Raw genomic sequence first — 24,732 nt, 5'->3', positions numbered from 1 at the left:
ATTTTGTTAGCACAGGTAGTTAGCCATTTATGCAAGTTTTAGTCCACCCAAAAAGTCAAATATATGTCGCTTTTTCATTTAAATTGTTACGGTTTGAGGTTCCACAGTATTTCACCACAGCGTTTATCTACATCGTAATCAATACAGACCATACCTGAAGGTGGGAACATCGGAGGCGAAATATCAGCCACCAAATCAGCTGTCAGGTAACCAACTAGTGGTAAATGCGAAACAAGTAAAACTGAATCTAAACTTTCGACTTCAATCAATGCCTGTAAAAAATCAGCGACGGTTACAGAATCTCCGTAAGGAGTAATGTCTTCGCACAACACTACACCTTTCGCATCAAAGATATCTTCAAGCTCTTGCCAGGTTTGCTTCGCTCTTTTGTAAGGGCTAACTAACACCTTATCAAACTGCGTTACGCCGTGCTGAGTACAGCGCTGAGCAACATCTTTTGAAGCGGTCCGACCAAAGCTAGTTAACGCTCGCTCGGCATCAGTTTGAGCGAATGTTTCTGCTTCACCATGACGCATAATCACGATTTTCATAATTTTTCCTGTAACGTGAGTACTCCACTGGTCTCACCGATTATTCTGGGCATCAATAATAAAATTAATTATATCAAGTAACTTGCCAAAGACTCAGACTTTCTTAACAATCTTAAAGATAAACAACGCGTTTTTGTTTCAATATGTGCCAAGTAAGCCCTGACGAGCCTAACAAATCAATGCTCGATAGCAAAATAACAACGGCTGGCAAGCCATTTGATAATTGAAGTTTGCAGCACCTATAAACGCGTTCATACTTAGACATACTCTCAAGGTTTGGAGAAATACTGTGCATGTAAGCCCTAATGATACTAATCAATATCGCTACTTAACCCTTTCAAACAATTTGAGAGTGCTATTGATTCATGATCCTGATGCACAAAAATCCGCTGCTGCTCTTGCCGTCAATGTCGGTCATTTTGATGACCCAATCGAGCGCCAAGGTATGGCACACTATTTAGAACATATGTTGTTTTTAGGTACCGAAAAATACCCAAGCATTGGTGAGTTTCAAAGCTACATTAACCAACATGGCGGTATGAATAACGCATGGACGGGAACCGAACACACTTGCTTTTTCTTTGATGTAGATAACAATGCTTTTGCCAACAGCCTTGACCGATTCAGTCAATTTTTTACCGCACCACTTTTTAATGCGGATGCCTTAGACAAAGAGCGTCAAGCGGTAGATTCGGAATACAAACTCAAACTGAACGATGATTCACGTCGTCTCTACCAAGTGCATAAAGAAGTCATCAATCCAAAGCACCCTTTTGCTAAGTTTTCTGTCGGTAACATCGAAACTCTTGGTGACCATGATGGTCAATCAATCCGCGACGAAATCATTGCTTTTCACAGCCAAGAATATTCCTCTGACCTCATGACGTTAGCCATGATTGGCTCACACCAACTCGATGAATTAGAAGCGTGGACGCACGAGAAATTTGCCCATATTGTTAATCATGGTTTAAGTGACAAAACCGTGGCTGAACCATATATTGACCAAAGTTCAACCAGCATATGGGTTAATGTGGAGCCGGTAAAAGAGATCCGTAAGCTCATTCTTACATTTCCGATGTCGAGTAGCGAAGACTATTACCACACAAAACCACTATCTTACTTTGCTCACCTACTTGGCTACGAAGGTGAGAATAGTTTGATGCTGGAATTGAAAGAAGCTGGATGGATAACTTCACTTTCGGCAGGTGGCGGTGCTAGTGGAAGTAACTACCGAGAGTTCACCATTAGCTGCACCTTAACTCAAGAAGGGCTTGAGCGAACCGATGAAATCATACAAGCCGTTTTCAACTATTTAGCATTGATCAAAGCACGCGGTTTTGATGAGTGGCGTTACCTTGAAAAAAAAGCCGTACTCGAGTCAGCATTTCGCTTCCAAGAGCCTACCCGTCCGCTGGATTTAGCCAGCCACCTAGTTGTGAACATGCAACACTACCAAGAGCAAGACACTATATACGGTGATTTTAAAATGGCTGAATATCAGCCAGAACAACTAAAACAGTTCACTCGTTTTTTTACTGTCGACAATTTGCGTGTGACATTAATCGCCAAAGATCTGGATTACGACCAAACAGCTAGTTGGTATTTCACCCCTTACTCGGTCAAATTGCTCAGTCAATATCAAAGAGAGTTTTATCAACAACCTTCGAAAATAAAGGCAGAGCTGCCTGAAAGAAACCCTTTCATCTGTTATGACCTAACACCAAAGCCGCTTGATGAGCAGTCTAATGAACCAACTATCATCAGCGAACTACCCGGTTTTAAACTTTGGCACTTACAAGACAGTGAATTCCTAGTACCCAAAGGTGTCGTTTACGTTGCAATCGATAGCCCTCATGCAGTAGCCAATCCGATAAATATCGTTAAGACTCGTCTTTGTGTTGAAATGTTCTTAGATGCGCTGGCAAAAGAGACCTATCAAGCAGAAATTGCCGGTATGGGATATAACCTATACGCCCATCAAGGTGGTGTGACACTTGCCGTATCGGGCTTTACCGAAAAACAACCCGAGCTGATTAAAATGATACTGCAGCGCTTCGCCAAACGCGAGTTTAGTGAAAAGCGCTTTAACGCAATAAAGACTCAACTTCTACGAAATTGGAATAATTCGGTACAAGATCGCCCTATATCGCAGCTTTTTAATGCAATGACAGGAATATTACAGCCGAACAACCCTCCTTACGCAGTGCTAGTAGAAGCACTAGAGAGCATCGAAGTCGACTCGCTGGCAAGTTTTGTGCAAGCAATACTTGCCGAACTGCATGTGGAAATGTTTGTGTATGGTGATTGGACACGTACCGATGCAGAAACACTAGGAGAAACACTCAAAGAAGCACTGAGAGTTCACGGGCAACAATACGAAGAAGCTCTGCGTCCATTGGTCATGCTTGGCGCAAATGGAACCTTTCAGCGTGAAGTACAATGCAATCAAGAAGATTCCGCGATTGTTGTTTACTATCAATGTGATGATACTGAGGCGAAGAATATCGCGCTGTACTCATTGGCCAACCATTTAATGTCGGCAACGTTTTTCCATGAAATACGCACAAAACAACAGCTTGGTTATATGGTGGGCACCGGCAATATGCCACTGAACAAACACCCAGGTATTGTGCTTTATGTCCAATCACCTAACGCCGCGCCAATTGATCTCATTAGCTCGATCGACGAGTTTCTCAATGCATTTTATATGGTGTTGTTAGAATTGAATGAGTATCAATGGCACAGTAGTAAACGTGGACTGTGGAACCAAATATCAACACCTGACACAACTTTGCGCGGTCGAGCGCAAAGGTTATGGGTCGCGATTGGTAACAAAGATGCCAATTTTGACCAGCGTCAACGCGTGCTTGCCGAGCTAAAAAAACTGACTCGTAGCGATATGATCCGGTTTGTGGTTAATGAACTCAAACCAAGAACCGCTAATCGCCTGATTATGCATACCCAAGGCAATGCTCACCATGAAGCGGAAGCACTAAGCCTTGGATTAGAAATTGGCTCAATTGAAGAATTCCAATTGAGACCTAAAGATATCGAACTAGGCTGATTGTTCTGATTCAACAATCGCTTTTAATGAATGGGGGTGTAGCTTGATGCACACTCCCTGATACTTAAATGCCACTGTAGGATTATTTAAACGCTCCCCTTCCCCTTGAGGGCTAGATAGCTTCACTTTGATCCCTTGCTCATGCAACGTATCCCATTGTTTCGCGAGCAGAGGAAAACGCTGTTTTAGCTCATCAGCAAACTTCTCTGCTGTTTGAGCCACTGAAGGAACGACAAACTCTATATGCTCCCAGCTTTGTTCTGGATAGGTTTTTCCGGGCGCTGGGTACGGCAACTCTAAGCATTCAATTTGCCAGTTGAGTGCGGTTAACGGCTGATTAAACGCCAATACTATGATCGGTCGACCATTAATTTGAGCATTTGAGATTTGTTCGCCGTGCTCTAACCACGACTTATGTGCTAGTTCTGCCAACTCTAAGTCATTAATGCGCAAGGCAATATGATCCGCCCGAAAGGCTGTTAAATCAAGATTCAACACTTCGCTTAACTCTTGAATTTTCGACATAAAGTCAGGCAGTTTTTGTTTCAACTGCTCTGGTAATAGCTGAGCATTTTCTAGCGACATACGCATTTCCCTTCAAGTAAAAAGTTACTTTTTCCCCAATACTAACAAGATCATCAAGAAAAGTAGAAAAATACTCAAATTACTCCCTATATGCCCTTTAATAAAATTGATATCATGTGCGCAAATTTGTGAACTCGATTAGGTTTGCATCGATTCAACTAACTGGCCGATGTTAAGTGTGTAACAACCATTTTCCGGCAAAATGCAAACCACAATAATTCCTAGAATTGAAGGAAGCTCGTGTGAATATCCAAGCACTTATTAATGAAAAAATTTCTCAGGCTCTTGAAGCCGCTGGCGCACCGGCAGGCAGCCCTGCAGCCGTTCGTCAATCAGCAAAAGTACAATTTGGTGATTACCAAGCTAACGGCGTCATGGGCGTGGCTAAAAAGCTAGGTACTAACCCTCGAGAGTTCGCGCAAAAAGTATTGGATGTTCTCGATCTTGATGGCATTGCAAGCAAAACTGAAATCGCAGGTCCTGGCTTCATCAATATATTTCTAGATGAATCTTTTCTAGCAAAACATGCCGACGCAGCACTTTCAGATGCTCGTCTTGGTGTAAGCGCTGAAGAAACCCAAACTATTGTTGCAGACTACTCAGCTCCAAACGTAGCGAAAGAAATGCACGTGGGTCACCTGCGTTCAACCATCATTGGTGACGCTGTCGTTCGTACTCTGGAATTCTTAGGTCACAACGTTGTGCGTGCAAACCACATTGGTGACTGGGGCACTCAGTTCGGTATGCTTATCGCTAACTTAGAACGTGTGCAGCAAGAGTCTGGTCAAATCTCTATGGAGCTGGCTGACTTAGAAACCTTCTATCGTGAATCGAAAAAGTTATATGACGAAGACGAAGAGTTTGCAGTAAAAGCTCGCGGCTATGTCGTGAAACTGCAAAGCGGTGATCAATTCTGCGCAGACATGTGGAAGAAGTTGGTTGACGTTACTATGATTCAGAACCAGCACAACTATGACCGTCTAAACGTTTCTTTGACTCGCGATGACGTGATGGGTGAAAGCATGTATAACAGCATGCTTGCAACGATTGTAGCCGACCTAAAAGAGCAAGGTCTCGCTGTAGAAAGTGACGGCGCACAAGTTGTATATCTGAACGAATACAAGAATAAAGACGGTGAACCTATGGGTGTTATCGTTCAAAAACGTGATGGTGGCTTCTTATACACGACAACGGACATCGCTTGTGCGAAATACCGTTATGAACAGCTTGGTGCTGATCGTGTGCTTTACTTCATTGACTCTCGTCAACACCAACATCTGATGCAAGCATGGACTATCGTGCGTAAAGCAGGCTATGTACCTGAATCGGTATCTCTTGAACACCATGCTTTTGGCATGATGTTGGGTAAAGATGGTCGTCCATTTAAAACCCGTGCTGGCGGAACCGTACGTTTAGCTGATCTTCTTGATGAAGCTGAAGAACGCGCAGCTAAACTGATCGAGTCAAAAAATCCAGATCTTGCAGCCGATGAGAAAGCAAAAATCTCTAGCACTGTTGCAATGGCTGCCGTTAAATACGCTGACCTATCTAAGCACCGTACGACTGACTATGTGTTTGATTGGGACAATATGCTCGCATTCGAAGGCAACACGGCGCCGTACATGCAATACGCATACACTCGCGTAGCATCTATCTTTGCTAAAGCGGGCGTATCAATGGATGAGCTTCAAGGTGACATTATAATCACCGACGAAAAAGAGAAAGCTCTTATTGCGAAACTGTTACAGTTTGAAGAAGCCGTTCAGTCAGTAGCTCGTGAAGGTCAACCGCATATCATGTGTAGTTACCTATTCGAACTAGCGGGTTTATTCTCTAGCTTCTATGAAGCTTGCCCAATCTTGATTGCTGAAGATCAAGCGGTTAAGCAAAGCCGTCTTAAATTGGCAGCTTTGACAGCGAAGACAATTAAGCAAGGTCTGTCTCTACTTGGCATTGACACACTAGATCGCATGTAACCTCATTGGTTCATAGCTAAAAGAAAAAGGTTGCCGTGAGTACGTCAACCTTTTGTTTTATCTGGGATATACTTAAACTACCCCTCTCAACATCGGACAGTTACAATGAGCTTTGAATTGCACCCACAATTGTCCAAGGACACCACTGTTCTTGGGCACTTCCCACTTTGTGTTGCATTGTTGCATAAAGACAATGCTGTACCTTGGGTTATCCTCGTGCCTAAGCGAGAAAACCTCAAAGAGTTGCACCACCTACCGATGCAAGAGCAACAGCTGTTTCTTATTGAATCTCAGGCAGTAAGCCAAGCATTGGAAGCCACATTCCAGCCCGACAAACTGAATTTAGGCGCACTCGGTAATATGGTACCTCAGCTACATATTCACCATATCGCACGCTTTAAAGATGACATTGCTTGGCCTGGTCCAATTTGGGGCAATACCAAAAGCGAATTGCGGAGTGAACAAGCACAGCATGATTTAGCTGTTCGAGTGGCAAATGTATTGAGTTTAAGCAGTTTGTTTCGCAAAGCTTAGTCAAGTTATCTAATCATAAAAAAACGCCACGTTAATCGTGGCGTTTTTTTATTTACATCGTCACGGTTAGTGACAGCCCATCTTGTTTATTTGATGAGTATCTTATTCGCGTAATTTTCTCTGCACGATTGGTATCAATCATACGAGAGATTACACCTTTCTTTACCCACACCGATAGCATTGCGTCTACACCATCTTCACTTAAGGCAAATTTTTTCGCCAAGTCACTACGCGATGTACTTCCCTGCGTATCGATGTGTTGTTTCAATTCAGCCAATATCATGCAATCTGTACCTCTAGGGTTTGCTGTCTTTTGCCGACTGCTTTCATTCGTTGGTAGACGATGAAGCTACCGAGCAAAATTATGCTTATCCATACTGAACTGCTCACCGGATGGTCTGAAAAATGTGCTGTTTGATAATACAATGCTGCACTACCGTAGGCTAATCCCATCGTCCATACCGCAATAAAACAGGCATACTTTTGACCAAACTCACGAACATAAGCACCCATAGCGGCAACACAAGGTGTGTAAAGCAAGATAAAGATCAAATAAGCGAACGCTGCATGACCTGAAGCAAAGTAACCTTTTAGATTACCAAAGATCGATGCGTCCACTTCTTGGTCTTCAGCAACTGCTGAACTATCAGTAAGATCACCCACCTCAACACCTAAAGGATCGGAATAATTTAGCCCAGCTAAATTAGCTGGAATACTCATTACCGCCTCTTCAAGACTCGCCATTAAGTCAAACTCAGCTTCTTCGTCTTCTGCTGGTGCATAAAGGCTGTTCAATGTACCGACCACCGCCTCTTTAGCAAAAATACCTGTGATGATGCCAACCGTTGCTGGCCAATTGTCATCTTGCACGCCTATTGGCCCAAAGACTGGCGTAACAACTTGAGACGCACGAGAAAGTACTGAGTTCTCCGTGTCTTCATTACCAAACGAACCATCCATACCCAACGAATTGAAGAAACTCAAAATAGTCACAACAATAACGATTGTTTTACCTGCACCAAGAACAAAACGCTTTAATTTCTGCCATGTTTTGATCAGTACATTTTGCATAGTAGGCAGTTCATAATCGGGCATTTCCATCACCAAGCTATCACTAGAACCTGGGTACAAGGTCTTTTTCAGAACCATGCCAGTGAATACTGCCGCTACAATACCCAAAATATAGAGGGAAAATACGACGTTTTGTCCACTTTCTGGGAAAAATGCAGCTGCAAATAATGCGTATACTGGTAGACGCGCACCACATGACATAAATGGTGCCATTGAAGCAGCCAATTTACGTTCACGCTCTTGATCCAAAGTACGGGTAGCCATAATCGATGGGACATTACAGCCAAAGCCCAGAACGAGTGGGACAAATGCTTTGCCAGGCAAACCAATTTTTTGCATAACTTTATCAAGAACAAACGCCGCACGAGACATGTATCCAGAGCTTTCTAATAGCGCTAGGAACAAATACAAACATGCGATAACGGGAACAAAAGTCGCCACCGTTTGAATACCACCGCCAAGACCATCAGCAATCAATGTCGCTAACCACACGGGTAAATGGTCATCAAGCAAGTAATGTCCACCATCAACCAATAATGCTCCAACACCGATATCAAAGAAATCGATGAAAGCACCACCAACATTGATAGAGAACATAAACATTAAGTACATCACAACAAAGAAAAATGGTACGCCAACCCATTTATTCAGGATAATACCATCCACTTTTTCGGTGAAACTATGGCTGAGCTTTCCTTCACTTCGACGTACTTTTTTACACTGCTCATGTAGGAATGTGTATTTGGTGTCAGCAACATGCAAATCAACGTCTATATCAAGTAACAAACGCTGCTGTGTGACTAAATCACGTTGCTCTGATTTGAGCGAATTCAAGACGAGAACATCATTTTCCAGCGCTCGAATAGCTAATGCGCGAGACGCCGATTCTTGACCTAAAAAGTTTGGAGCGAGTGTTCGTAAAGCATTTTCAAATTCAATGCCATAATTCAACGTGATCTCGTCAAGATTGACTCCTTGCACGACCACTTTATGCAACCATTGCTTAAACTCATGAATCTGGCCTTTGTTATTCGCCGAAATTGCAATAACAGGACAGCCAAGTGTTTTCTCTAACGCTTTGATATCAATAACCTGACGTTCACGTTGTAACGCATCCATCTTGTTAAGTACGACCACCATCGGGCGCCCAAGTTCTCGAAGTTGTAGCGTCATATAGAGGCTACGTTCTAAACAAGTCGCATCCACAACGTTGATAATTATATCGGCTGGGTGAGTAAGCACAGCACGAGAAGCAATTGATTCGTCGATACTGTTGCCATCATTACCACTATCAAGAGCGTAAATACCCGGTAGATCGGTAAGTAAAAATTCGTCGCCAGAATGGTTGAATCTACCGGTTTTCTTTTCAACAGTAACACCAGCCCAGTTGCCAACTTGCTGCTTTGCTCCAGTCAAGCCGTTAAAAAGGGTTGTCTTACCACTATTAGGGTTACCTACCGTTAATATTTGATATTTCATTGGCTGACCTCCACCAAAATCGAGTCAGCAATGTTCAAACGAACCGCCAAAGCGACACCGCGCACTTCAACCTGCAACGGATCCCCCATTGGAGCAAAACGGATAAGTTTTATCGGTGTGTTAGGCAGCAGCCCCATTACCATTAGCTTTTTTCGTACATCGTTAGATAGTTCAGAAAAGCCAGTAATGGTTGCCTCTTGCCCTTGTTGTAATTTTGATAATTGCATTAAGCATTCCAGTTTTGTAGTGCTCTTGGTAATAAGAGTAATTATTATTTATATTTCTAATATTAACTAAACACCGCTCTGCAATTCTTGTCTGAAATCAAATTTTGCGTTTTTGATACGGCATTATATGCCACTACTTTCAACGTGAATCTCGTCAAAAACCTCCACGTCAAAAACGTCAATTACAACTTAGCCATGCATTTACACTAATCCTAAAAATTATTCATATTAAAGATTAATACGAATAATTACATATTAATCAGCAACTTAAAAACATGTCGTGATTCTTATGTCATGTTGGCGTTAATTTTATAAGTAAAAAAAGTTAAGTTGCTTATAGTGATTTCCGTCGGGCACACAGTGCCTTTTGACAAATTATTCCAGAGGTGGTGCATACGTACCACTCCGGCAGCAAGCGAAGGTGTCCTTGACACCCGTGGTATAGTCCCCCCGGCTATACCACGATATTTTTTTTATCCCTTCTATATCAACACCTAACAGAATCTCACAACGCTTTACCCACATGATGCTTGATTCAATTTCAAGCGACAGCTTAAACATTACCCGTTACTCATTAATTCTTTTCTAAAATTTTCATACTAGTATGCGGATGCAAGTTAATCGCAGACCAAAGCGGTTTGATATGGGGGATAAACTTTATATACCTTAGTAACTCAATATGCTTAGTTCAGTGGGAGTCTGTCACTGGAACCATTTTTGCTTCAAACAACTAAGAAATAGATGCGCTGTATACAAGCAATGCATACAACGGAGCGTGGGAAGTAAGAGAACGAGGGTAGTCACACTAAACACTATCGGAAAAACTAAAAGCTCTCTTCGCGATTATAGCTTTGTTCGACAAATTGAGTAGGAGAAACACCAAATCGATGCTTGAATCGTTGGCTAAAGTACGAAGGATCGTTAAATCCGCAGTCATAGGCAACATCAGCAACTTTGATGCCCGCCAATAGATGTCGACAAGCATTATCTAGTCTAACTTCACTTAAGTAATCAGAGAAAGTTCGTTGCGTTGCACCTTTAAATCGTCTCTGTAGGCTGCGTTCAGAAACAAATAACATTTTGGCTGCTGTTGAGGTGCTAAATTCTGGTTCTGTATAATGCTTTAACACCAATTCCTCTAGTCGCTCGATAAATGGGTCGGATGTCGTTTCATCTACGCCCTTCAAGTTGAAATTATCTAAACCTACAACGGAGTTTTCATCAAATGCTTTACTGCGCGGCCATGATAGATACACCACATTTTGACCGTCTCTTTCATCAATAGATAATGAGCCGCCACTGATATCAACTAACTTAGTGATCTCTCCCCAGTATCCTTCCACTTCGAGATCGATTGGAATGCCATAGTCAGTAATCTGTAGAAGAACCTCATTCTTTGTACAGGTGATCTCAACATGTACCACCTGATGCCTGAAGCAACGCTTAACCAACCCATCAAATAGTAGGTTCAACAATATATCGAGATTAAAATATTTAAGCAGTACGTAGGCATCACACTCACCAGACGAATCCATCTCTACAGATACACCTGATTTAGATAACTCTTCACACCAACCATTTAATGTGGAAGCAAATATCATCGATAGATTGTAAGCGGGAGACTCCTGCCCTTGTGACTCTCTCACATTAAGAAGCAATTCGAGCTCCGAGGATATTTGTTCAACCATTTGACGCTTAATAGAATGATTTACATTTTCGTCAACTTGATTGGGAGTTCGTAGCCTTTCTCTAAACGATTGAATAGCCTGACTAAATATTAAACGACGAACCTGTAACTGCTTACGCAATTGGTGATTATTACTAAGAAGAATTCGGCTTTGATGACGTAATTGATTCGTTTTTAATGCAACCTGCGCTTTTAATCTTCGGTTTGCATTGGTCATCATTCTTGAACGCCAATATACCGAGCCAAACAATATAGTTAGCCCTGTTGCAACGTACGCAATAAATGCGAGAGAACTTAAAAACCAAGGCTCTGTCACCAGAAATGTTATACTTCTCTCACCACCTTTTTCTATACCATTAACTACTGGTCTGACATACAACTTATATTGACCCGGAGCAAGCCCTTCCATAGCAATTTGGTAACCATCAAGCTGCGTCCAAGTATTTTCATTATTAAGTCGATACTCCAGCGATGACCCACTTATATGCGGTAATATACCCATTTGAACAGAAATAGACTCCCCATAAGGCGCAATAATTTTTGATTGTGGGGTCGAACCGAATGCCACCAGGTTTTGATTAATTCTGACTTGGGAAAACAAAACGGTCGCATCAGGCAGTGGACTAACTATCAAATCTCTACTATTCACTCGTATCAAACTATGCCAAGAACCCAGCAGCAAAGAATCTTGGTCGTACGCATCTAACAAGCAAAAATTAGACAAGAACTCATTGTTTATGACACCAAACGGCGCTCCATAATGCCCAAGAAGTTGACCATTGGCGCTATAGTGGCTTAAACCAGCTGAAGAAGTTAACCACGTACCGGTGTTGTTGTTTACTAAACATTTTGGCCCTACATGTTCATCAACCAATGATAAAGGAAGCAACGAGCCAGTATTGGTATCGAATATATTGACGCCATAACTGCTGGCTATCCATATTTGATGAGAACTGCCCTCCTCCATACTATGCACTGAACCGTATTTTGAACTTTGAGTCATAAACTTAAGTTGTTTATTTTTAAGTAAATAAACACCATGTTCAGTCCCTAACAGTAACTCATCCAAGCTCGTTAGAGTCATCACTTTGAGCTTTGACGTACCATGTGCTGGCAACATCCATTGATTGGCAACCGTTTTCAGTTCACCCTTTTCAGGGTTATAGCACCAAATATTCTTATCATTTACTACCCAAATATTTCCTTTACTATCAACTGCTAAATGAGTCACCACGCTACTGTTTAGAACTTCGGGCAAGATGATATCTACACGTCTTTCACCTGTATTTGCATCTAATGCAATAAGACCCGCGTTCGTCGCGAGCCAAACAATACCTGCATGTTCAACTATATTGTGTACATTTGCGGAATAAACCAATTGTTTGTTTTTTTCTTGCCCTTTCGGCAAATGATATAGACCAGTATCTTTGAGTGCCCAATAACCGAGTTTACTATCCATAGCAACCAAGTTATTTATTTTGGGGTGGTAGGAGTTAGAGCCCACATTTTGGGTAGGAAAACGTTCGAATATATCGCCAAATAGCGAGAAAAAATAGATGCCTTTATTGGTCGCAACCCACATCCCCCCGCTATTATCATTAATTATCGAGTGAATACGACGCCCTTCCAATGCAAAACCTGCGTCTTTTTCACCTGAGTATTTTCTTATTTTTCCAGTAATAAACGAGTATACATACAGACCGTTTTCCGTTCCTATCCAATAAGCTTGCGTTGTCTCAGAAATCGAAGTGACATTAGGTGATGGGATAATAAATTTAGGTTTGCCGGTATTATTTATATCGTAAACCACCGCTCCTTTCCTCGAACCAAGAATAAGCTCACGACGACTTTCAGAAAAATACAATTGCTCTATCGCATTACCTTTTGAACGCGAAACATGTCGAAATCCTTGTCCTTCTGAAACAAAAACGCCGCCATTCGTTGCCAATACCCAACGTTCTTTCAGCCTCAATGCATCATTAGGCGCAAAGCCTACAGATTGATTGTAGCGGTACAGCTCCATCAATGAGTAGGTTTCAAAATCGCCATCTGATATACGATAAGTATAAAAATTTGCTTCGTCCGCAACCCAGATGTAGTTTTTCACTGAACCCATTTTGGTGATTTCACTACCGGGTGAGAGCTCAAATACAACTTCACGCTGATGGTTAGAACTGGAACGATAAACTAGATTTGAGTCAAAGGTCCAAAAGCTGTCATTTTGTACCACTAACTTTTCTGTCGAATATGGAAGCGCAGAGCCCCACTTTGGGGCCACGGATTGACCGTCGAAAAAAAGGACTTTGCCGCGAACATCATGAATCCATAAGCCTCCACTTGAGGCAAGAAAGAGCTGCTGCGCGGTAAACACGCGCCCCTGACTCTCTGTCGGAAGTGGATAAAACACCGACGGTGAAGAATCAAAAGCGTAAGCTATCTGTGTCACGAAATAGAGTAGCGTGATCCAAAAGGCGTGTTTCACTCAAAAAATCCCTAGAATTCATAAATAAACATTTAAATGAATACACTATTTATGTACTCACTGATGCAATTTACGCTTTATTCTATTGGATAACCACCTGATTGAATACTGAAACCGCCCTATATACCCAAGTTACTTCAAGATGCAGGATTCAGAGTCTTGTCACTGGTACCAGTTTAAGGAAAATAACGACGCGGAATCGCCATCTATTTCCTAGTTATTTGACGCAAAAATGGTTGCAGTGACAGGCTCCCGAAGGGCGAGTTTGTTAGGTTCGCAGACTGCGTTGTCGATTCTTAATTTAGAGCGACTAGATTTTCGAATCAACGCCTTGCCTGCAAACCTAATAACTCTCGCTGAACTAAGCATCTTGAGGTTACTTGGGTATAATATATTGTAATGCGTTAAAACTATGCGCTATTCACTTAAACACTTCACAAAGCTTTGTGATATCTGATCGATAAATTCAAAGTAGCTACCCGCTTCAACTGTAATATCGGACGCTACAGGATCCAAAACACCAAGTTTTGCAGGACTACCACGCATAACAGATTGAATCACAGCTGGTGTGTATTGTGGTTCTGAGAAAACACACTTGGCCTCTTGTGCCTTGAGTTTATTACGAATTTTTATAAGTGTTTTTGCCCCCGGCTTACGCTCAGGGCTAACCGTAAAGTGTCCCAGGTGATTCAGTTCATAATCCTGTTCAAAATAGCCGTAGGCATCATGAAACACATAATAACCATGGTGCTTTACAGGGGCTAAACGATCTGTAATTTCGGATTTTTTTGCTGCATATTTTTGTTCCAAATTATGATAGTTCGCTTGGTACAACTTAGCATTTTCCTCATCCATTTTGCTGAGTTGATTAGCTATGTACTTAGCGACTTGTAGTGTTGGTTGGTGACCTAACCAAAAATGAGGATCATAATTGCCATGGTCGTGTCCGTCATGATCATCACCATCGTGACTAAACTCTCGCAACGCTAAACCGTCAATTTTAGAGAGTTCGATAGTCGATGGTTGTTTTTCTAGTACGTTGGCTAAAAATGGTTCGAGATCTTTGCCATACCAAATAACCAAATCGGCATCTTTTATTTTTTTGACGTCAGATGGTTTAAGTGCGTAATCGTGTGGTGACGCATTTGATGTCAACAAAACATCAGGATCACCAACCCCTAGCATAATTTCTTGAGTAATCATCTGAATTGGCTTAATACTGGTTAAAACCAGGTTTTCTTGAGCCGTGACAGCACTACTCACCAACGTGAGTAAAAGAGCGAATTTAGTTTTCATCGTGTTATGACACCGGTATATGGTATTGGTTAGTAATAAATGTTACATTATAACATTAGTCAATTGCAAATGAGTTCCATTCATGACTGCGCTAATCGAACTTTCGAATATCAGCGTTCAATTTGATGAGCGACAAATTCTCGATAATGTCAGCTTAAGTATTAACAAAGGTGAAATTACCACCTTGATCGGCCCTAATGGAGCAGGTAAATCGACCTTAGTGAAAGTATTACTCGGTTTGCAAAAACGTTATAAAGGCACGATCAGCAAACCTAAAAAGCTGAAGATTGGTTATGTACCACAGAAACTAAAACTCAATGAAGCTTTACCGCTCGATGTATCACGCTTTTTGCGCTTAGCAGGTCGCTATAGCCAACAAGAGATCCAAGATGCATTAGCATTAACTGGTGCACAGCATCTGCTCATCAGCAACATGCATTCACTCTCAGGAGGTGAAACTCAACGTGTGCTTCTCGCGCGCGCATTGCTGCAAAGACCTGACTTGCTTGTTTTAGATGAACCAGCACAAGGAGTGGATGTTCAAGGACAAATCGACTTATATGATTTGATCGACACTATTCGCCATCGTTTTAATTGTGCAGTCTTCATGGTCTCCCATGATCTACATCTCGTAATGGCGAAAACTGACCATGTCGTTTGTCTCCAACACCATATCTGTTGTTCAGGAGCTCCTGCTGCCATTGCAAAACATCCAAAATACATTGCACTGTTTGGTGAAACACGCCAAGAAACAATCGCATTTTATCACCATCAACATGATCATCACCATCACGACCTATCCGGACAACCAGTAAAAGGTACGGGATCAAAATGCGCACATCATACACACGGTCATCATCATCATGATTGAGTTTTTACTTCCTTCGATTCTCGCTGGTCTGGGGATTGCCCTCATAGCCGGTCCATTAGGATCATTCGTCGTTTGGCGAAAAATGGCGTATTTCGGTGATACGCTAGCGCATGCTTCTTTGATGGGGTTAGCGTTTGGTTTTTTGTTAGACGTTAACCTTTACTTAGCTTTGGTCGCTTGCTGTATGTTGCTTGCCGTCCTTCTTGTCACGTTACAAAGGCAACAAGTGGTTGCCGCTGATACATTACTTGGAATACTAGCCCACAGCTCATTGTCACTTGGCTTAGTTGCGGTAAGCTTCTTAGACAATGTAAGAATTGATCTAATGAGCTACCTATTCGGTGATCTTCTCGCCGTTTCATCTAGCGATCTTACCTTTATTTACCTCGGGGTTGTGGTAGTAGGTCTTGTGTTGGCTATATTCTGGCGACCACTGTTATCAACGACTATTAACGAAGAGCTTGCTAGTGTTGAAGGGCACAATATCGATTTAATGCGACTTATTTTGATGCTGCTCGTCGGTTTAGTTATCGCTGTTGGTATGAAGTTCGTTGGCGCACTCATTATCACCTCATTACTTATTATCCCTGCCGCGACAGCACGCCGATTTGCTCGATCTCCAGAAAAAATGGCTATGTTTGCCTCAGTATTAGGCGCGATTTCGGTTTTGTCCGGTCTAACTCTGTCTTGGCATTTCGACACCCCAGCAGGTCCATCGGTGGTGATCAGTGCCGCAGCGCTCTTCCTACTAAGCCAATTCAAACAAGCGGCATAAAAAAACGGCTTCCAAAGGAAGCCGTTTTTACATCAATTTGAGTTAAGCACCTTCGTTATAAAGCTCTAAACTGGCTAAGTCTTGCTGGAGTTCAAGCTGAACTTTAGCGTCATCGCTACGAAGTGAATCAAGATACTCTAAGTATTCTTGAGTAATATCACCTGTCACGTACTCTCCGCTAAATACAGATGTCTCGAATTTCTCAATATCTGTATTTCCCGAGCCTACTGCAGCAACCAGATCTTCCAATGTTTGGAAAATAAGCTCATCGGCACCAATGTGTTTGCAAATTTGCTCATTGTCACGACCGTGTGCAATCAGCTCATTCGCACTAGGCATATCGATGCCATATACATTAGGGAATCGAATCTCAGGCGCAGCCGAAACAATAAATACCTTTTTTGCACCTGAGTCACGAGCCATCTGAATAATTTGTTCCGATGTCGTGCCGCGTACAATTGAGTCATCGACCAACAGTACATTTTTATCTTTAAATTCTGAGCGTATTGCGTTGAGCTTGCGGCGCACAGACTTCTTACGCAACTGTTGCCCCGGCATAATAAAGGTACGACCAACATAGCGGTTTTTAACGAAACCTTGGCGATATGGTATATCTATCGCTTGTGCAATCTGTAAGGCAATATCACATGATGTTTCTGGGATTGGAATCACCACATCAATATCTAGATGGCTATATTCATCACGAATACGTTCACCCAGTTTTTTACCCATTTCTACACGAGCGGCATAAACTGAAATCTTGTCAATAAATGAGTCTGGACGAGCAAAGTAAACATACTCAAACATACAAGGGTTCAATGACGGATTATCAGCACATTGTTGGGTAAACAACTCGCCATCAACAGTGACATAGACAGCTTCACCAGGAGAAATATCTCGCATAAAATCAAAACCGACTGCGTCAAGTGCAACCGATTCTGATGCAACCATGTATTCAGTTTTCCCTTCTACTTCACGCTTGCCCAAACAAATAGGACGGATCCCTTTAGGGTCACGAAACGCAACCATACCGTGACCAATAATCATCGCAACAACAGCATACGCACCACGGATCGTACGATGTACGTTCATTACAGCGCGAAATACATCTTCAGCAGCAACGTTACCTTTTACAGTATCAATTTCGTGTGCAAGGACGTTAAGTAGAACTTCCGAATCAGAAGTGGTGTTGAGGTGACGACGGTCTTTAGCGAAAAGCTTTTCGCGAACATCATTCGCGTTTGTGAGATTGCCGTTGTGAGCTAGGGTGATACCGAATGGGGAGTTTACGTAGAAAGGTTGAGCTTCTGAAGCGCTTGAACTGCCAGCGGTAGGATAACGTACGTGACCTATACCGACATTTCCTTGGAGCCTCTGCATGTGCCTTGCTTCGAACACATCCTTGACTAGACCATTCGCCTTACGCAGACGAAAACGATTGCTTTCTATGGTACAAATACCAGCGGCATCTTGGCCTCGGTGCTGTAATACAGTCAAAGCGTCATAAATAGACTGATTTACAGGCGTTGTGCCTACGATTCCAACAATACCACACATGTCCTAACCCTCGATTTGCGACAATGGCTGGCGCGTTATCCCGCGCCAGATAAGAAACTCGATGATGCTTGCAGGTGCTCAAAAAACGGACGAATGACCAGTTTAAAATGTGGTACAAGCTCAGAGTTTGTCCACCACTCATTCTGATTTAGTGTGGTAAATGTATCAGCGAAAAACAGTACCGCGGAGACTATTAATACACCACGCAACCCGCCAAATACGACACCTAACACTCGATCTGTCCCTGACAGACCCGTTTTCTGAATCAACTGCCCAATAACATAGTTTATCAACGCACCTACAATCAGCGTGGCAACAAACAGAGCAGCAATGGCCGCGCCATCACGAAACATCTCATCTTGAATTTTGGTGAAGTACACCGCCAATCGGCTGTAGTACTGACTGGCGATAAAAAATGCACCAAACCAAATAACCAAAGACAAAGCTTCTTTCGCGAAGCCACGAACTAAACTGATTAAAGCCGACAGGCCAATCACGCTCAAAATTACAATATCTAACCAATTCATGTGTATTCACATCTTCAGTTCGCGCGCATTTTAACAGAAAAAACGCCGACGCAAACGTTTTCTTAAGGATTTAGTGGTTTAAATTTAAGCAAACGACCTTTTGAGCCCGTTATTTTTTGCAGCTCTACAATTTGACGCTCTAGCTTATTTTTTGACACATCAGGACCAATAATCACTCGAGTAAAACCATTTTCGAGTTTTGTGTGAGCCTGATAGCCGCGTTTTTTAAGATCCGTTACGACATTTTCTGCGTTCTCCGCATTCTTCAAAGCCATCAATTGAATGATCCAAGCGCTCTCTTGGTATTGATTGCGTTCAGGGACATCCTTAACCACGACGGAAACTGATGACTCATCGGCATCTTGCTCATTCTCCACGACAACCTCTACCGGTGAAGGAGGCAGCGACGCACTGTCATCTTCAGGTTCCAACACCTCGAAAGATTCAATATCACTATCTAACTCAGGTTTAATCGGAATACTGGCGATTTCTTCTTTGTAATGTGTTTTTTCCCCATCAAGCACATCAGGTAACACAATCACGCCAATGGATACCAAAAGAATGGTTCCAACTAGACGATTTTGGAACTTGCTTGCCATTTACTCTCCTTTTACCTGCCAGTGCTCAAGTACTTCACCGACAGTATGGAACGAACCGACAACGATAATGACATCTTCTGGTTTCGCTCGTGTCATTGCGGCATCAAATGCTAATACCGGTTTTGAATATTCAATCTGCCCCACTGGCAGATACTGGCACAACTCCACTGCTGTTGCAGCACGAGGACCCGATAGAGAAGCTGGGTACCAGTAACTAGTTAGCGGAGATAAGATCTCTAATGTCGACTTAATGTCTTTGTCGTGCAGCATTGCAACCACCATATGAATGGTTTTATTGGTGTACAGTCGCTTTACTTGTTCAACTAAATATTCAGCCGAATGTGGATTATGCGCAACATCTAGCAATACCGTCGGTTGCTTGCAAATCTGCTGCATCCGCCCCGGTAGTGTTGCTTGTTGTAAACCATTGACGATATTTACATCGCTAATATCGAGATGCGCGCTGGCTAGCGCCATAAGCGCCGTCGCGGCATTCGGTAATGGAAGGTTTGGAACAGGGAGGGCATCAAGTTGATAACAACCATGGCTCCAACACCAAGTATTGTTATCTGTTAATGCGTATTGATATTGAATACCCACCTGAAACAGCTTAGACCCTATATCATCAGCATGAGCAGCAACTGTTGCTGGCGCTTTTGGTTGACCACAAATGGCGGGTTTATCAGTACGAAAAATTCCGGCTTTTTCAAACCCAATCACATTGATGTCATCCCCTAACCAATCGACATGATCAATCGCAAGGCTAGTAATCACCGAAACATCATGATCAACCACATTGGTTGCATCAAGACGCCCCCCCAGCCCCACTTCAAGCAACACAACATCGACTTGTTCAGTTTGAAACGAACGCAGCGCTGCCAAAGTGCCATATTCAAAAAAGCTTAAGCTAATTTCACCGCGTTGCTTTTCGATAAAGTCGAAGGCTTGCACATGCTTTTCATCACACAAGTCTTGTCCGTTGATACGCACACGCTCGTTATAACGAATTAAGTGGGGGGAACTGTAAACACCGACCGAATAGCCAGCATCAAGTAAGATTGCTTCCATTATGGCGCAAGTAGAGCCCTTGCCATTGGTGCCAGCAACGGTAATCACTGTAGGTGCGGGTTTGATCAGGTTGGCTTTGCTTGCAACCGCATGAACGCGATCCAAACCAAGGTCGATAGCTGAAGTGTGTATATTTGCTAAATAATCAAGCCACATCACAAGTGGAGATGTGGCTTGAGGAGTAAGAGTCTGACTCATCTAACTTTAACCAATAAATCCGTGGTTGTTTGTTAGTGGTACTTTAACCTTTTTCGCTGGCTTCTGGTACAGAATACTCAGGTTCTTGCGGAGAATCATTCACAGAAACAACCAACGGTGACGCAGAGTTAGTCAATTTTGCTAACATACCGCTCACGCGCTGACGCATCTCACGGCGGTCAACGATCATATCAATCGCGCCATGATCAAGTAAGAATTCACTTCGTTGGAAGCCTTCAGGTAGATCTTCACGCACGGTTTGTTCAATAACACGGCGACCTGCAAAGCCAATTAATGCTTTAGGTTCACCAATGTTAATGTCGCCTAGCATTGCTAAACTTGCCGATACGCCACCCATTGTTGGGTCCGTCATTACCGAGATAAACGGCAAACCTTTCTGAGATAAGCGTTCTAAAGCGGCGCTGGTTTTTGCCATTTGCATTAAAGACATCAATGCCTCTTGCATACGAGCACCACCACTTGCGGAGAAACAAACTAAACCACAATTGTTTTCCATCGCGGCTTCAACGGCACGCACAAAACGAGCACCGACAACAGAGCCCATCGAACCACCCATAAAGGAAAATTCAAATGCACAAGCCACAACAGGTATGCCAATGACTTCACCTTGCATCACGATCAACGCATCCTTCTCACCACTGCTCTTTTGCGCAGCAGAAAGACGATCTTTATAACGCTTAGAGTCTTTAAACTTCAACTTGTCTTGTGGCTCAAGCTCGTTCGCCAGCTCTACACGATTTTCTGCATCAAGGAAGGTTTCCAAACGACGGCGTGCCTTCATACGCATATGATGGTCACATTTCGGACACACTTCTAGGTTACGTTCTAGTTCAGCGTGATAAAGCACTTGCTCACATGAAGTACATTTTGTCCAAACACCTTCAGGGATAGACGCTTTACGTGAATTTACGATATTGCTTTTTTCTAAAATTTTTTCAAGCCAACTCATGGAAGACCTTTTCTCTATCAATCTTCCGCGCAATGCGAAAGAAAAAAAACCTGAATTTATGCGTGAGGATTAAAACATATAAAATGCCAAGTGTAGACAAAAAACTGGTTGTACCTATTTTTCTCAACTTGTCCTTATGCTGCGTCAAACCAAACAAATAGGCGAGTTTTTATCAGCGCCTATTGGTTATTCTTATTAATTATGAGCTATTTACAGCCAATTAGTTCAAATTATCTGGCAAAAATAATGGTCCGATCGGTGCGCGTGGCAACTCTAATTCTTTAGGGTAATCCACTTCTACTAGGTACAAACCTTCGGCTTTCGCCGTTACGCCAGCTAATTTGCGATCTTTCGCCTCAACTAACCATTTTATCCATTCTGGGTCTTTATCACCACGACCAACACAAAGGAGGCTACCAGCAATATTTCTCACCATGTGATGCACAAATGCATTGGCTTTAATATCGATCACTACATACTGTCCGTAACGAGTGACATTCAAATGCATCATATTTCGCCAAGGGCTTTTTGATTGACAATGCATGGCTCTAAAAGATGTAAAGTCATGCTCACCCAACAAATGCTGCGCGGCTTGATGCATCTTCACTTCATCCAAATCACCATGATAATGGCTAACCCCAGAGTGCAAGATCCCCGGTCTTATTTGGCTATTAAAAATAATATAGCGGTAGCGGCGTGCTGTTGCTGAGAATCGAGCATGAAACTCTTGAGGAACCTCTTTAGCCCATCGCACTGCGATATCACCTGGTAGTTTACCGTTCACCCCCATTGTCCAAGCCACCATTTTGCGGTTGGCGGTTGTTTCAAAGTGGACTACTTGCCCAGTACCATGCACGCCTGCATCAGTGCGCCCTGCACACAGAACGGCTACTGGATGATTGGCGATAACACTTAGTGCTCGTTCAAGCTCTTCTTGAACGCTCTGAACGTCTTTTTGACGTTGCCATCCAAAGTAGTGAGTACCGTTATACTCAATACCTAAAGCGATTCTCATCTTCGTCTCTCTTAAAAAATGGGGTCGAAAGTATAGCGAAACTGCTATACCCAAGCTAGCCCATCTTAGTTTGATGATTGGAATATACCCAAGTTACTTCAGGATGCAGGATTCAGAGTCTTGTCATTGGCACCAGTTCAAGGAAAATAACGACGCGGAATAGCCATCTATTTCCTAGTTATTTGACGCAAAAATGGTTGCAGTGACAGACTCTCGCTGAACTAAGCTTCTTGAGGTTACCTGGGTATAAACAATAAAGGGGCCTAAGCCCCTTTAATATCAATGTTATTTGCTTATGCGCGGCTGTTTAGAGTATCAATCAGCTTTTTAGCTTCGCGACGAATGTCATCACTGCCGTCAACGATAGCTTCTTCTAACAATCTAACCGCCCCAGCAGCATCGTTCATTTCAATGTAGATCTTAGCCAGATCAAGTTTTCCTGCGGCTTCAGAGTTAGAGTCAACGTCTATATCGCTCATCTCACCGATCACATCCGGAAAATCCGCTAAACCCACATCTAACTTAAGTTCTTCCGTATCAGGGTCGAATCCGGCTTCTTGTCTTTCGACTTCTGCCATCAACTCATCTATTGTACGGTATTGATGCTCCTTGGGGTTAAAATCCGCCAAATCTTCTTGGCTTTCCCAATCTTCATTTTGAACTTTGGCTTGTGCTGGTTGATTTTCATCTGACCATATTTGCATTTCATCATCAGGAATATCATCAGAGATATTTGCCTGTTGATCAGGAGACAGACTAAAACCATTCCAATCTTCACCGCCAATCTCAAGCATAGCTTGCAGATCCAACCCAGCCGAATCGCTGACATCACGATCGACAGGCTTCGAAATAGGCGAATAGCTTCCATCACCCTCTGTTAGCAGCTCATTTAAGGTTTTCTCATCATAATCATCTTCAAGCTTTTCACTTTCAACTACCGCATCACTATGATTGTCCGCACCAAATAAACCCGATAGAACATCATGCTCGTCCAACGTTCTATCTAAGAACTGGTCTCCCGCTAACTCTTCAACAGCTGATAACTCTGGCTCACCAAAATCAAACGCCTCATCAACATAGTTCGCAATGCTGTCGTCTGCATTGGAATCTATTTCATTGACTTGCGGCTCAACATTGTCTTCAACAGGATCTTGAGTTTGGGTTGATTCTAAGTTCTCGGCAGAAGTTTCTGTAAGCGTGTGCTCTTCATTATCTTCTGGTCGTTCTGCCTCATCATTATCTTCGGCTTCAAACTCGTCCTCAACAATTAAGCGAGGTTCTTCTGCTAACGGTTGGGTACTATCCGTAACAGAACTTTGAGTTTCACTTGGGTCAGATGGCTCGGCTGAAAAATCCGCTAACGCTTGCTCTTCACCATATTCAGGTAACTCGATATCACTAAAGTCAAACGACTCATCAGCATCATCTTCAACTGTATCGTCTACACTTACGTTAGATTCTTCAACTCGTGGTTCAGAGATCGGCTCACCAGCAAAATCTGCTAAGGCTTGCTCTTCACCATACTCAGGCAAATCTACATCACTAAACTCGAACGCCTCATTCGTATCAGCTTCAAGTGCATCCTCCACAATTGCACTGACTTCTTCAACCGGTGGCTCAACTATCGACTCAACAGCAACATCTTCTGTAGATGGCTCAACTCCGTATTCAGGCAACTCTACATCAAACGGATCTTCTACATCGAGTTCAAACTCTTCATCTTCTGCAACGGTTGCATCTTCATCTTGATCTGCCGGAACTATATTCTCAGCAGTTTCAGCGGCTGACAGCTTATCTAATTCCGCACCTAATTCAGCAAGCGCCTCCCCTTGCTCAGGCAAGTCGAAAGACTCTTCCAATAATGGCGCTGATTCCTCAGTAGGTTCAGAGATAACCTCATCAGAAGCTTCTTCATTTACCCTAGATGTGTTGATTTCAGCCAGCTCTGGCGTTGCTTCAACATCTTCAATCGGATCGATTGGTTGTTGATCAATCTCCTCGCCACGGAGAGACGCCAATGCGCTTTCGGCTTCGATATCGCCATCTAACAGCCAATCATCATCACTTGGCGTACCAAATTCATTGTCGACTGTAGGCAGCGTACTGTTATGTTTTTCAACTGGCTCTGGCTCTGGCTCTGGCTCTGGCTCTGGCTCTGGCTCTGGCTCTGGCTCTGGCTCTGGCTCTGGCTCTGGCTCTG

General features: G+C 42.9%; 19 protein-coding genes. 5 read left to right on the top strand and 14 right to left on the bottom strand.

Going from position 1 to position 24,732, the window contains the following annotated elements:
* Window positions 1-86 precede the first annotated feature (86 nt).
* Window positions 87-551, bottom strand: coding sequence for a phosphohistidine phosphatase SixA (gene sixA / locus L4C38_RS12840; RefSeq protein WP_428797957.1), 465 nt, complete (start codon window positions 549-551; stop codon window positions 87-89).
* A 289-nt stretch (window positions 552-840) separates the two neighbouring features.
* Here sixA and L4C38_RS12835 point away from each other — a divergent pair, with 289 nt between their 5' ends.
* A complete protein-coding gene (locus L4C38_RS12835; RefSeq protein ID WP_428797956.1) occupies window positions 841-3,615 on the top strand; it encodes an insulinase family protein in 2,775 nt (924 codons plus the stop codon).
* Here L4C38_RS12835 and L4C38_RS12830 read toward each other — a convergent pair.
* On the bottom strand, window positions 3,607-4,206 hold the full coding sequence (locus tag L4C38_RS12830) for a VOC family protein (RefSeq protein ID WP_428797955.1): 600 nt from the start codon (window positions 4,204-4,206) through the stop codon (window positions 3,607-3,609). The two genes, L4C38_RS12835 and L4C38_RS12830, sit on opposite strands and share 9 nt — an antisense overlap.
* 236 nt (window positions 4,207-4,442) lie before the next feature.
* Here L4C38_RS12830 and argS point away from each other — a divergent pair, with 236 nt between their 5' ends.
* The gene (gene argS / locus L4C38_RS12825) at window positions 4,443-6,176 is read left to right on the top strand and encodes an arginine--tRNA ligase (protein WP_428797954.1); all 1,734 of its coding nucleotides are present in this window, start codon (window positions 4,443-4,445) and stop codon (window positions 6,174-6,176) included.
* A 105-nt stretch (window positions 6,177-6,281) separates the two neighbouring features.
* Window positions 6,282-6,710 (top strand): HIT domain-containing protein, encoded by a 429-nt coding sequence (locus L4C38_RS12820; protein WP_428797953.1) that lies wholly within the window; start codon window positions 6,282-6,284, stop codon window positions 6,708-6,710.
* A 52-nt stretch (window positions 6,711-6,762) separates the two neighbouring features.
* Here L4C38_RS12820 and L4C38_RS12815 read toward each other — a convergent pair whose 3' ends face one another.
* From L4C38_RS12815 to znuA, 5 genes are all read right to left on the bottom strand, one after another.
* On the bottom strand, window positions 6,763-6,993 hold the full coding sequence (locus L4C38_RS12815) for a FeoC-like transcriptional regulator (protein WP_428797952.1): 231 nt from the start codon (window positions 6,991-6,993) through the stop codon (window positions 6,763-6,765).
* On the bottom strand, window positions 6,990-9,260 hold the full coding sequence (gene feoB, locus L4C38_RS12810; protein WP_428797951.1) for a Fe(2+) transporter permease subunit FeoB: 2,271 nt from the start codon (window positions 9,258-9,260) through the stop codon (window positions 6,990-6,992). Before feoB ends, L4C38_RS12815 begins: the two co-directional genes overlap by 4 nt.
* Window positions 9,257-9,487, bottom strand: a complete 231-nt coding sequence (locus tag L4C38_RS12805; RefSeq protein ID WP_428797950.1) for a FeoA family protein — start codon at window positions 9,485-9,487, stop codon at window positions 9,257-9,259. Before L4C38_RS12805 ends, feoB begins: the two co-directional genes overlap by 4 nt.
* 824 nt (window positions 9,488-10,311) lie before the next feature.
* Window positions 10,312-13,656, bottom strand: coding sequence for a helix-turn-helix domain-containing protein (locus tag L4C38_RS12800; RefSeq protein WP_428797949.1), 3,345 nt, complete (start codon window positions 13,654-13,656; stop codon window positions 10,312-10,314).
* A gap of 417 nt (window positions 13,657-14,073) precedes the next feature.
* Window positions 14,074-14,952, bottom strand: a complete 879-nt coding sequence (gene znuA, locus L4C38_RS12795; RefSeq protein ID WP_428797948.1) for a zinc ABC transporter substrate-binding protein ZnuA — start codon at window positions 14,950-14,952, stop codon at window positions 14,074-14,076.
* Window positions 14,953-15,034: 82 nt separating this feature from the next.
* Here znuA and znuC point away from each other — a divergent pair, with 82 nt between their 5' ends.
* Entirely contained in the window at window positions 15,035-15,823 is a 789-nt protein-coding gene (gene znuC, locus L4C38_RS12790) for a zinc ABC transporter ATP-binding protein ZnuC (protein WP_428797947.1), read from the top strand.
* Entirely contained in the window at window positions 15,816-16,598 is a 783-nt protein-coding gene (gene znuB / locus L4C38_RS12785; protein ID WP_428797946.1) for a zinc ABC transporter permease subunit ZnuB, read from the top strand. Before znuC ends, znuB begins: the two co-directional genes overlap by 8 nt.
* A gap of 42 nt (window positions 16,599-16,640) precedes the next feature.
* Here znuB and purF read toward each other — a convergent pair whose 3' ends face one another.
* From purF to L4C38_RS12750, 7 genes are all read right to left on the bottom strand, one after another.
* Complete coding sequence (gene purF / locus L4C38_RS12780; RefSeq protein ID WP_428797945.1) at window positions 16,641-18,155, bottom strand: amidophosphoribosyltransferase; 1,515 nt, start codon at window positions 18,153-18,155, stop codon at window positions 16,641-16,643.
* Between the two features lie 35 nt (window positions 18,156-18,190).
* The gene (locus L4C38_RS12775; protein WP_428797944.1) at window positions 18,191-18,682 is read right to left on the bottom strand and encodes a CvpA family protein; all 492 of its coding nucleotides are present in this window, start codon (window positions 18,680-18,682) and stop codon (window positions 18,191-18,193) included.
* Window positions 18,683-18,744: 62 nt separating this feature from the next.
* Window positions 18,745-19,281 (bottom strand): SPOR domain-containing protein, encoded by a 537-nt coding sequence (locus L4C38_RS12770; protein ID WP_428797943.1) that lies wholly within the window; start codon window positions 19,279-19,281, stop codon window positions 18,745-18,747.
* A complete protein-coding gene (gene folC, locus L4C38_RS12765) occupies window positions 19,282-20,547 on the bottom strand; it encodes a bifunctional tetrahydrofolate synthase/dihydrofolate synthase (RefSeq protein ID WP_428797942.1) in 1,266 nt (421 codons plus the stop codon).
* Between the two features lie 43 nt (window positions 20,548-20,590).
* On the bottom strand, window positions 20,591-21,517 hold the full coding sequence (gene accD, locus L4C38_RS12760) for an acetyl-CoA carboxylase, carboxyltransferase subunit beta (protein ID WP_428797941.1): 927 nt from the start codon (window positions 21,515-21,517) through the stop codon (window positions 20,591-20,593).
* Window positions 21,518-21,737: 220 nt separating this feature from the next.
* Window positions 21,738-22,532: a tRNA pseudouridine(38-40) synthase TruA gene (gene truA, locus L4C38_RS12755; RefSeq protein ID WP_428797940.1), complete on the bottom strand. Its 795-nt coding sequence runs from the start codon at window positions 22,530-22,532 to the stop codon at window positions 21,738-21,740.
* Window positions 22,533-22,825: 293 nt separating this feature from the next.
* Window positions 22,826-24,732, bottom strand: a 1,907-nt coding sequence (locus L4C38_RS12750) for a FimV C-terminal domain-containing protein (protein ID WP_428797939.1), incomplete at its 5' end; no start/stop codon positions are given.

The sequence above is a fragment of the Vibrio kasasachensis genome (genome assembly GCF_050337565.1).
Taxonomy (GTDB): domain Bacteria; phylum Pseudomonadota; class Gammaproteobacteria; order Enterobacterales; family Vibrionaceae; genus Vibrio; species Vibrio kasasachensis.
The sequence above is the reverse complement of the archived record's forward strand: the minus strand, read 5'-3'. Positions and strand labels throughout refer to the sequence as shown.

What these genes read in the sequence shown, in the direction of transcription:
- sixA (WP_428797957.1), bottom strand. Translation starts at nt 551, where the DNA reads ATGAAAATCGTGATTATGCGTCATGGTGAAGCAGAAACATTCGCTCAA.
- L4C38_RS12830 (WP_428797955.1), bottom strand. Translation starts at nt 4,206, where the DNA reads ATGCGTATGTCGCTAGAAAATGCTCAGCTATTACCAGAGCAGTTGAAA.
- L4C38_RS12820 (WP_428797953.1), top strand. Translation starts at nt 6,282, where the DNA reads ATGAGCTTTGAATTGCACCCACAATTGTCCAAGGACACCACTGTTCTT.
- L4C38_RS12815 (WP_428797952.1), bottom strand. Translation starts at nt 6,993, where the DNA reads ATGATATTGGCTGAATTGAAACAACACATCGATACGCAGGGAAGTACA.
- feoB (WP_428797951.1), bottom strand. Translation starts at nt 9,260, where the DNA reads ATGAAATATCAAATATTAACGGTAGGTAACCCTAATAGTGGTAAGACA.
- L4C38_RS12805 (WP_428797950.1), bottom strand. Translation starts at nt 9,487, where the DNA reads ATGCAATTATCAAAATTACAACAAGGGCAAGAGGCAACCATTACTGGC.
- znuA (WP_428797948.1), bottom strand. Translation starts at nt 14,952, where the DNA reads ATGAAAACTAAATTCGCTCTTTTACTCACGTTGGTGAGTAGTGCTGTC.
- znuC (WP_428797947.1), top strand. Translation starts at nt 15,035, where the DNA reads ATGACTGCGCTAATCGAACTTTCGAATATCAGCGTTCAATTTGATGAG.
- znuB (WP_428797946.1), top strand. Translation starts at nt 15,816, where the DNA reads ATGATTGAGTTTTTACTTCCTTCGATTCTCGCTGGTCTGGGGATTGCC.
- purF (WP_428797945.1), bottom strand. Translation starts at nt 18,155, where the DNA reads ATGTGTGGTATTGTTGGAATCGTAGGCACAACGCCTGTAAATCAGTCT.
- L4C38_RS12775 (WP_428797944.1), bottom strand. Translation starts at nt 18,682, where the DNA reads ATGAATTGGTTAGATATTGTAATTTTGAGCGTGATTGGCCTGTCGGCT.
- L4C38_RS12770 (WP_428797943.1), bottom strand. Translation starts at nt 19,281, where the DNA reads ATGGCAAGCAAGTTCCAAAATCGTCTAGTTGGAACCATTCTTTTGGTA.
- folC (WP_428797942.1), bottom strand. Translation starts at nt 20,547, where the DNA reads ATGAGTCAGACTCTTACTCCTCAAGCCACATCTCCACTTGTGATGTGG.
- accD (WP_428797941.1), bottom strand. Translation starts at nt 21,517, where the DNA reads ATGAGTTGGCTTGAAAAAATTTTAGAAAAAAGCAATATCGTAAATTCA.
- truA (WP_428797940.1), bottom strand. Translation starts at nt 22,532, where the DNA reads ATGAGAATCGCTTTAGGTATTGAGTATAACGGTACTCACTACTTTGGA.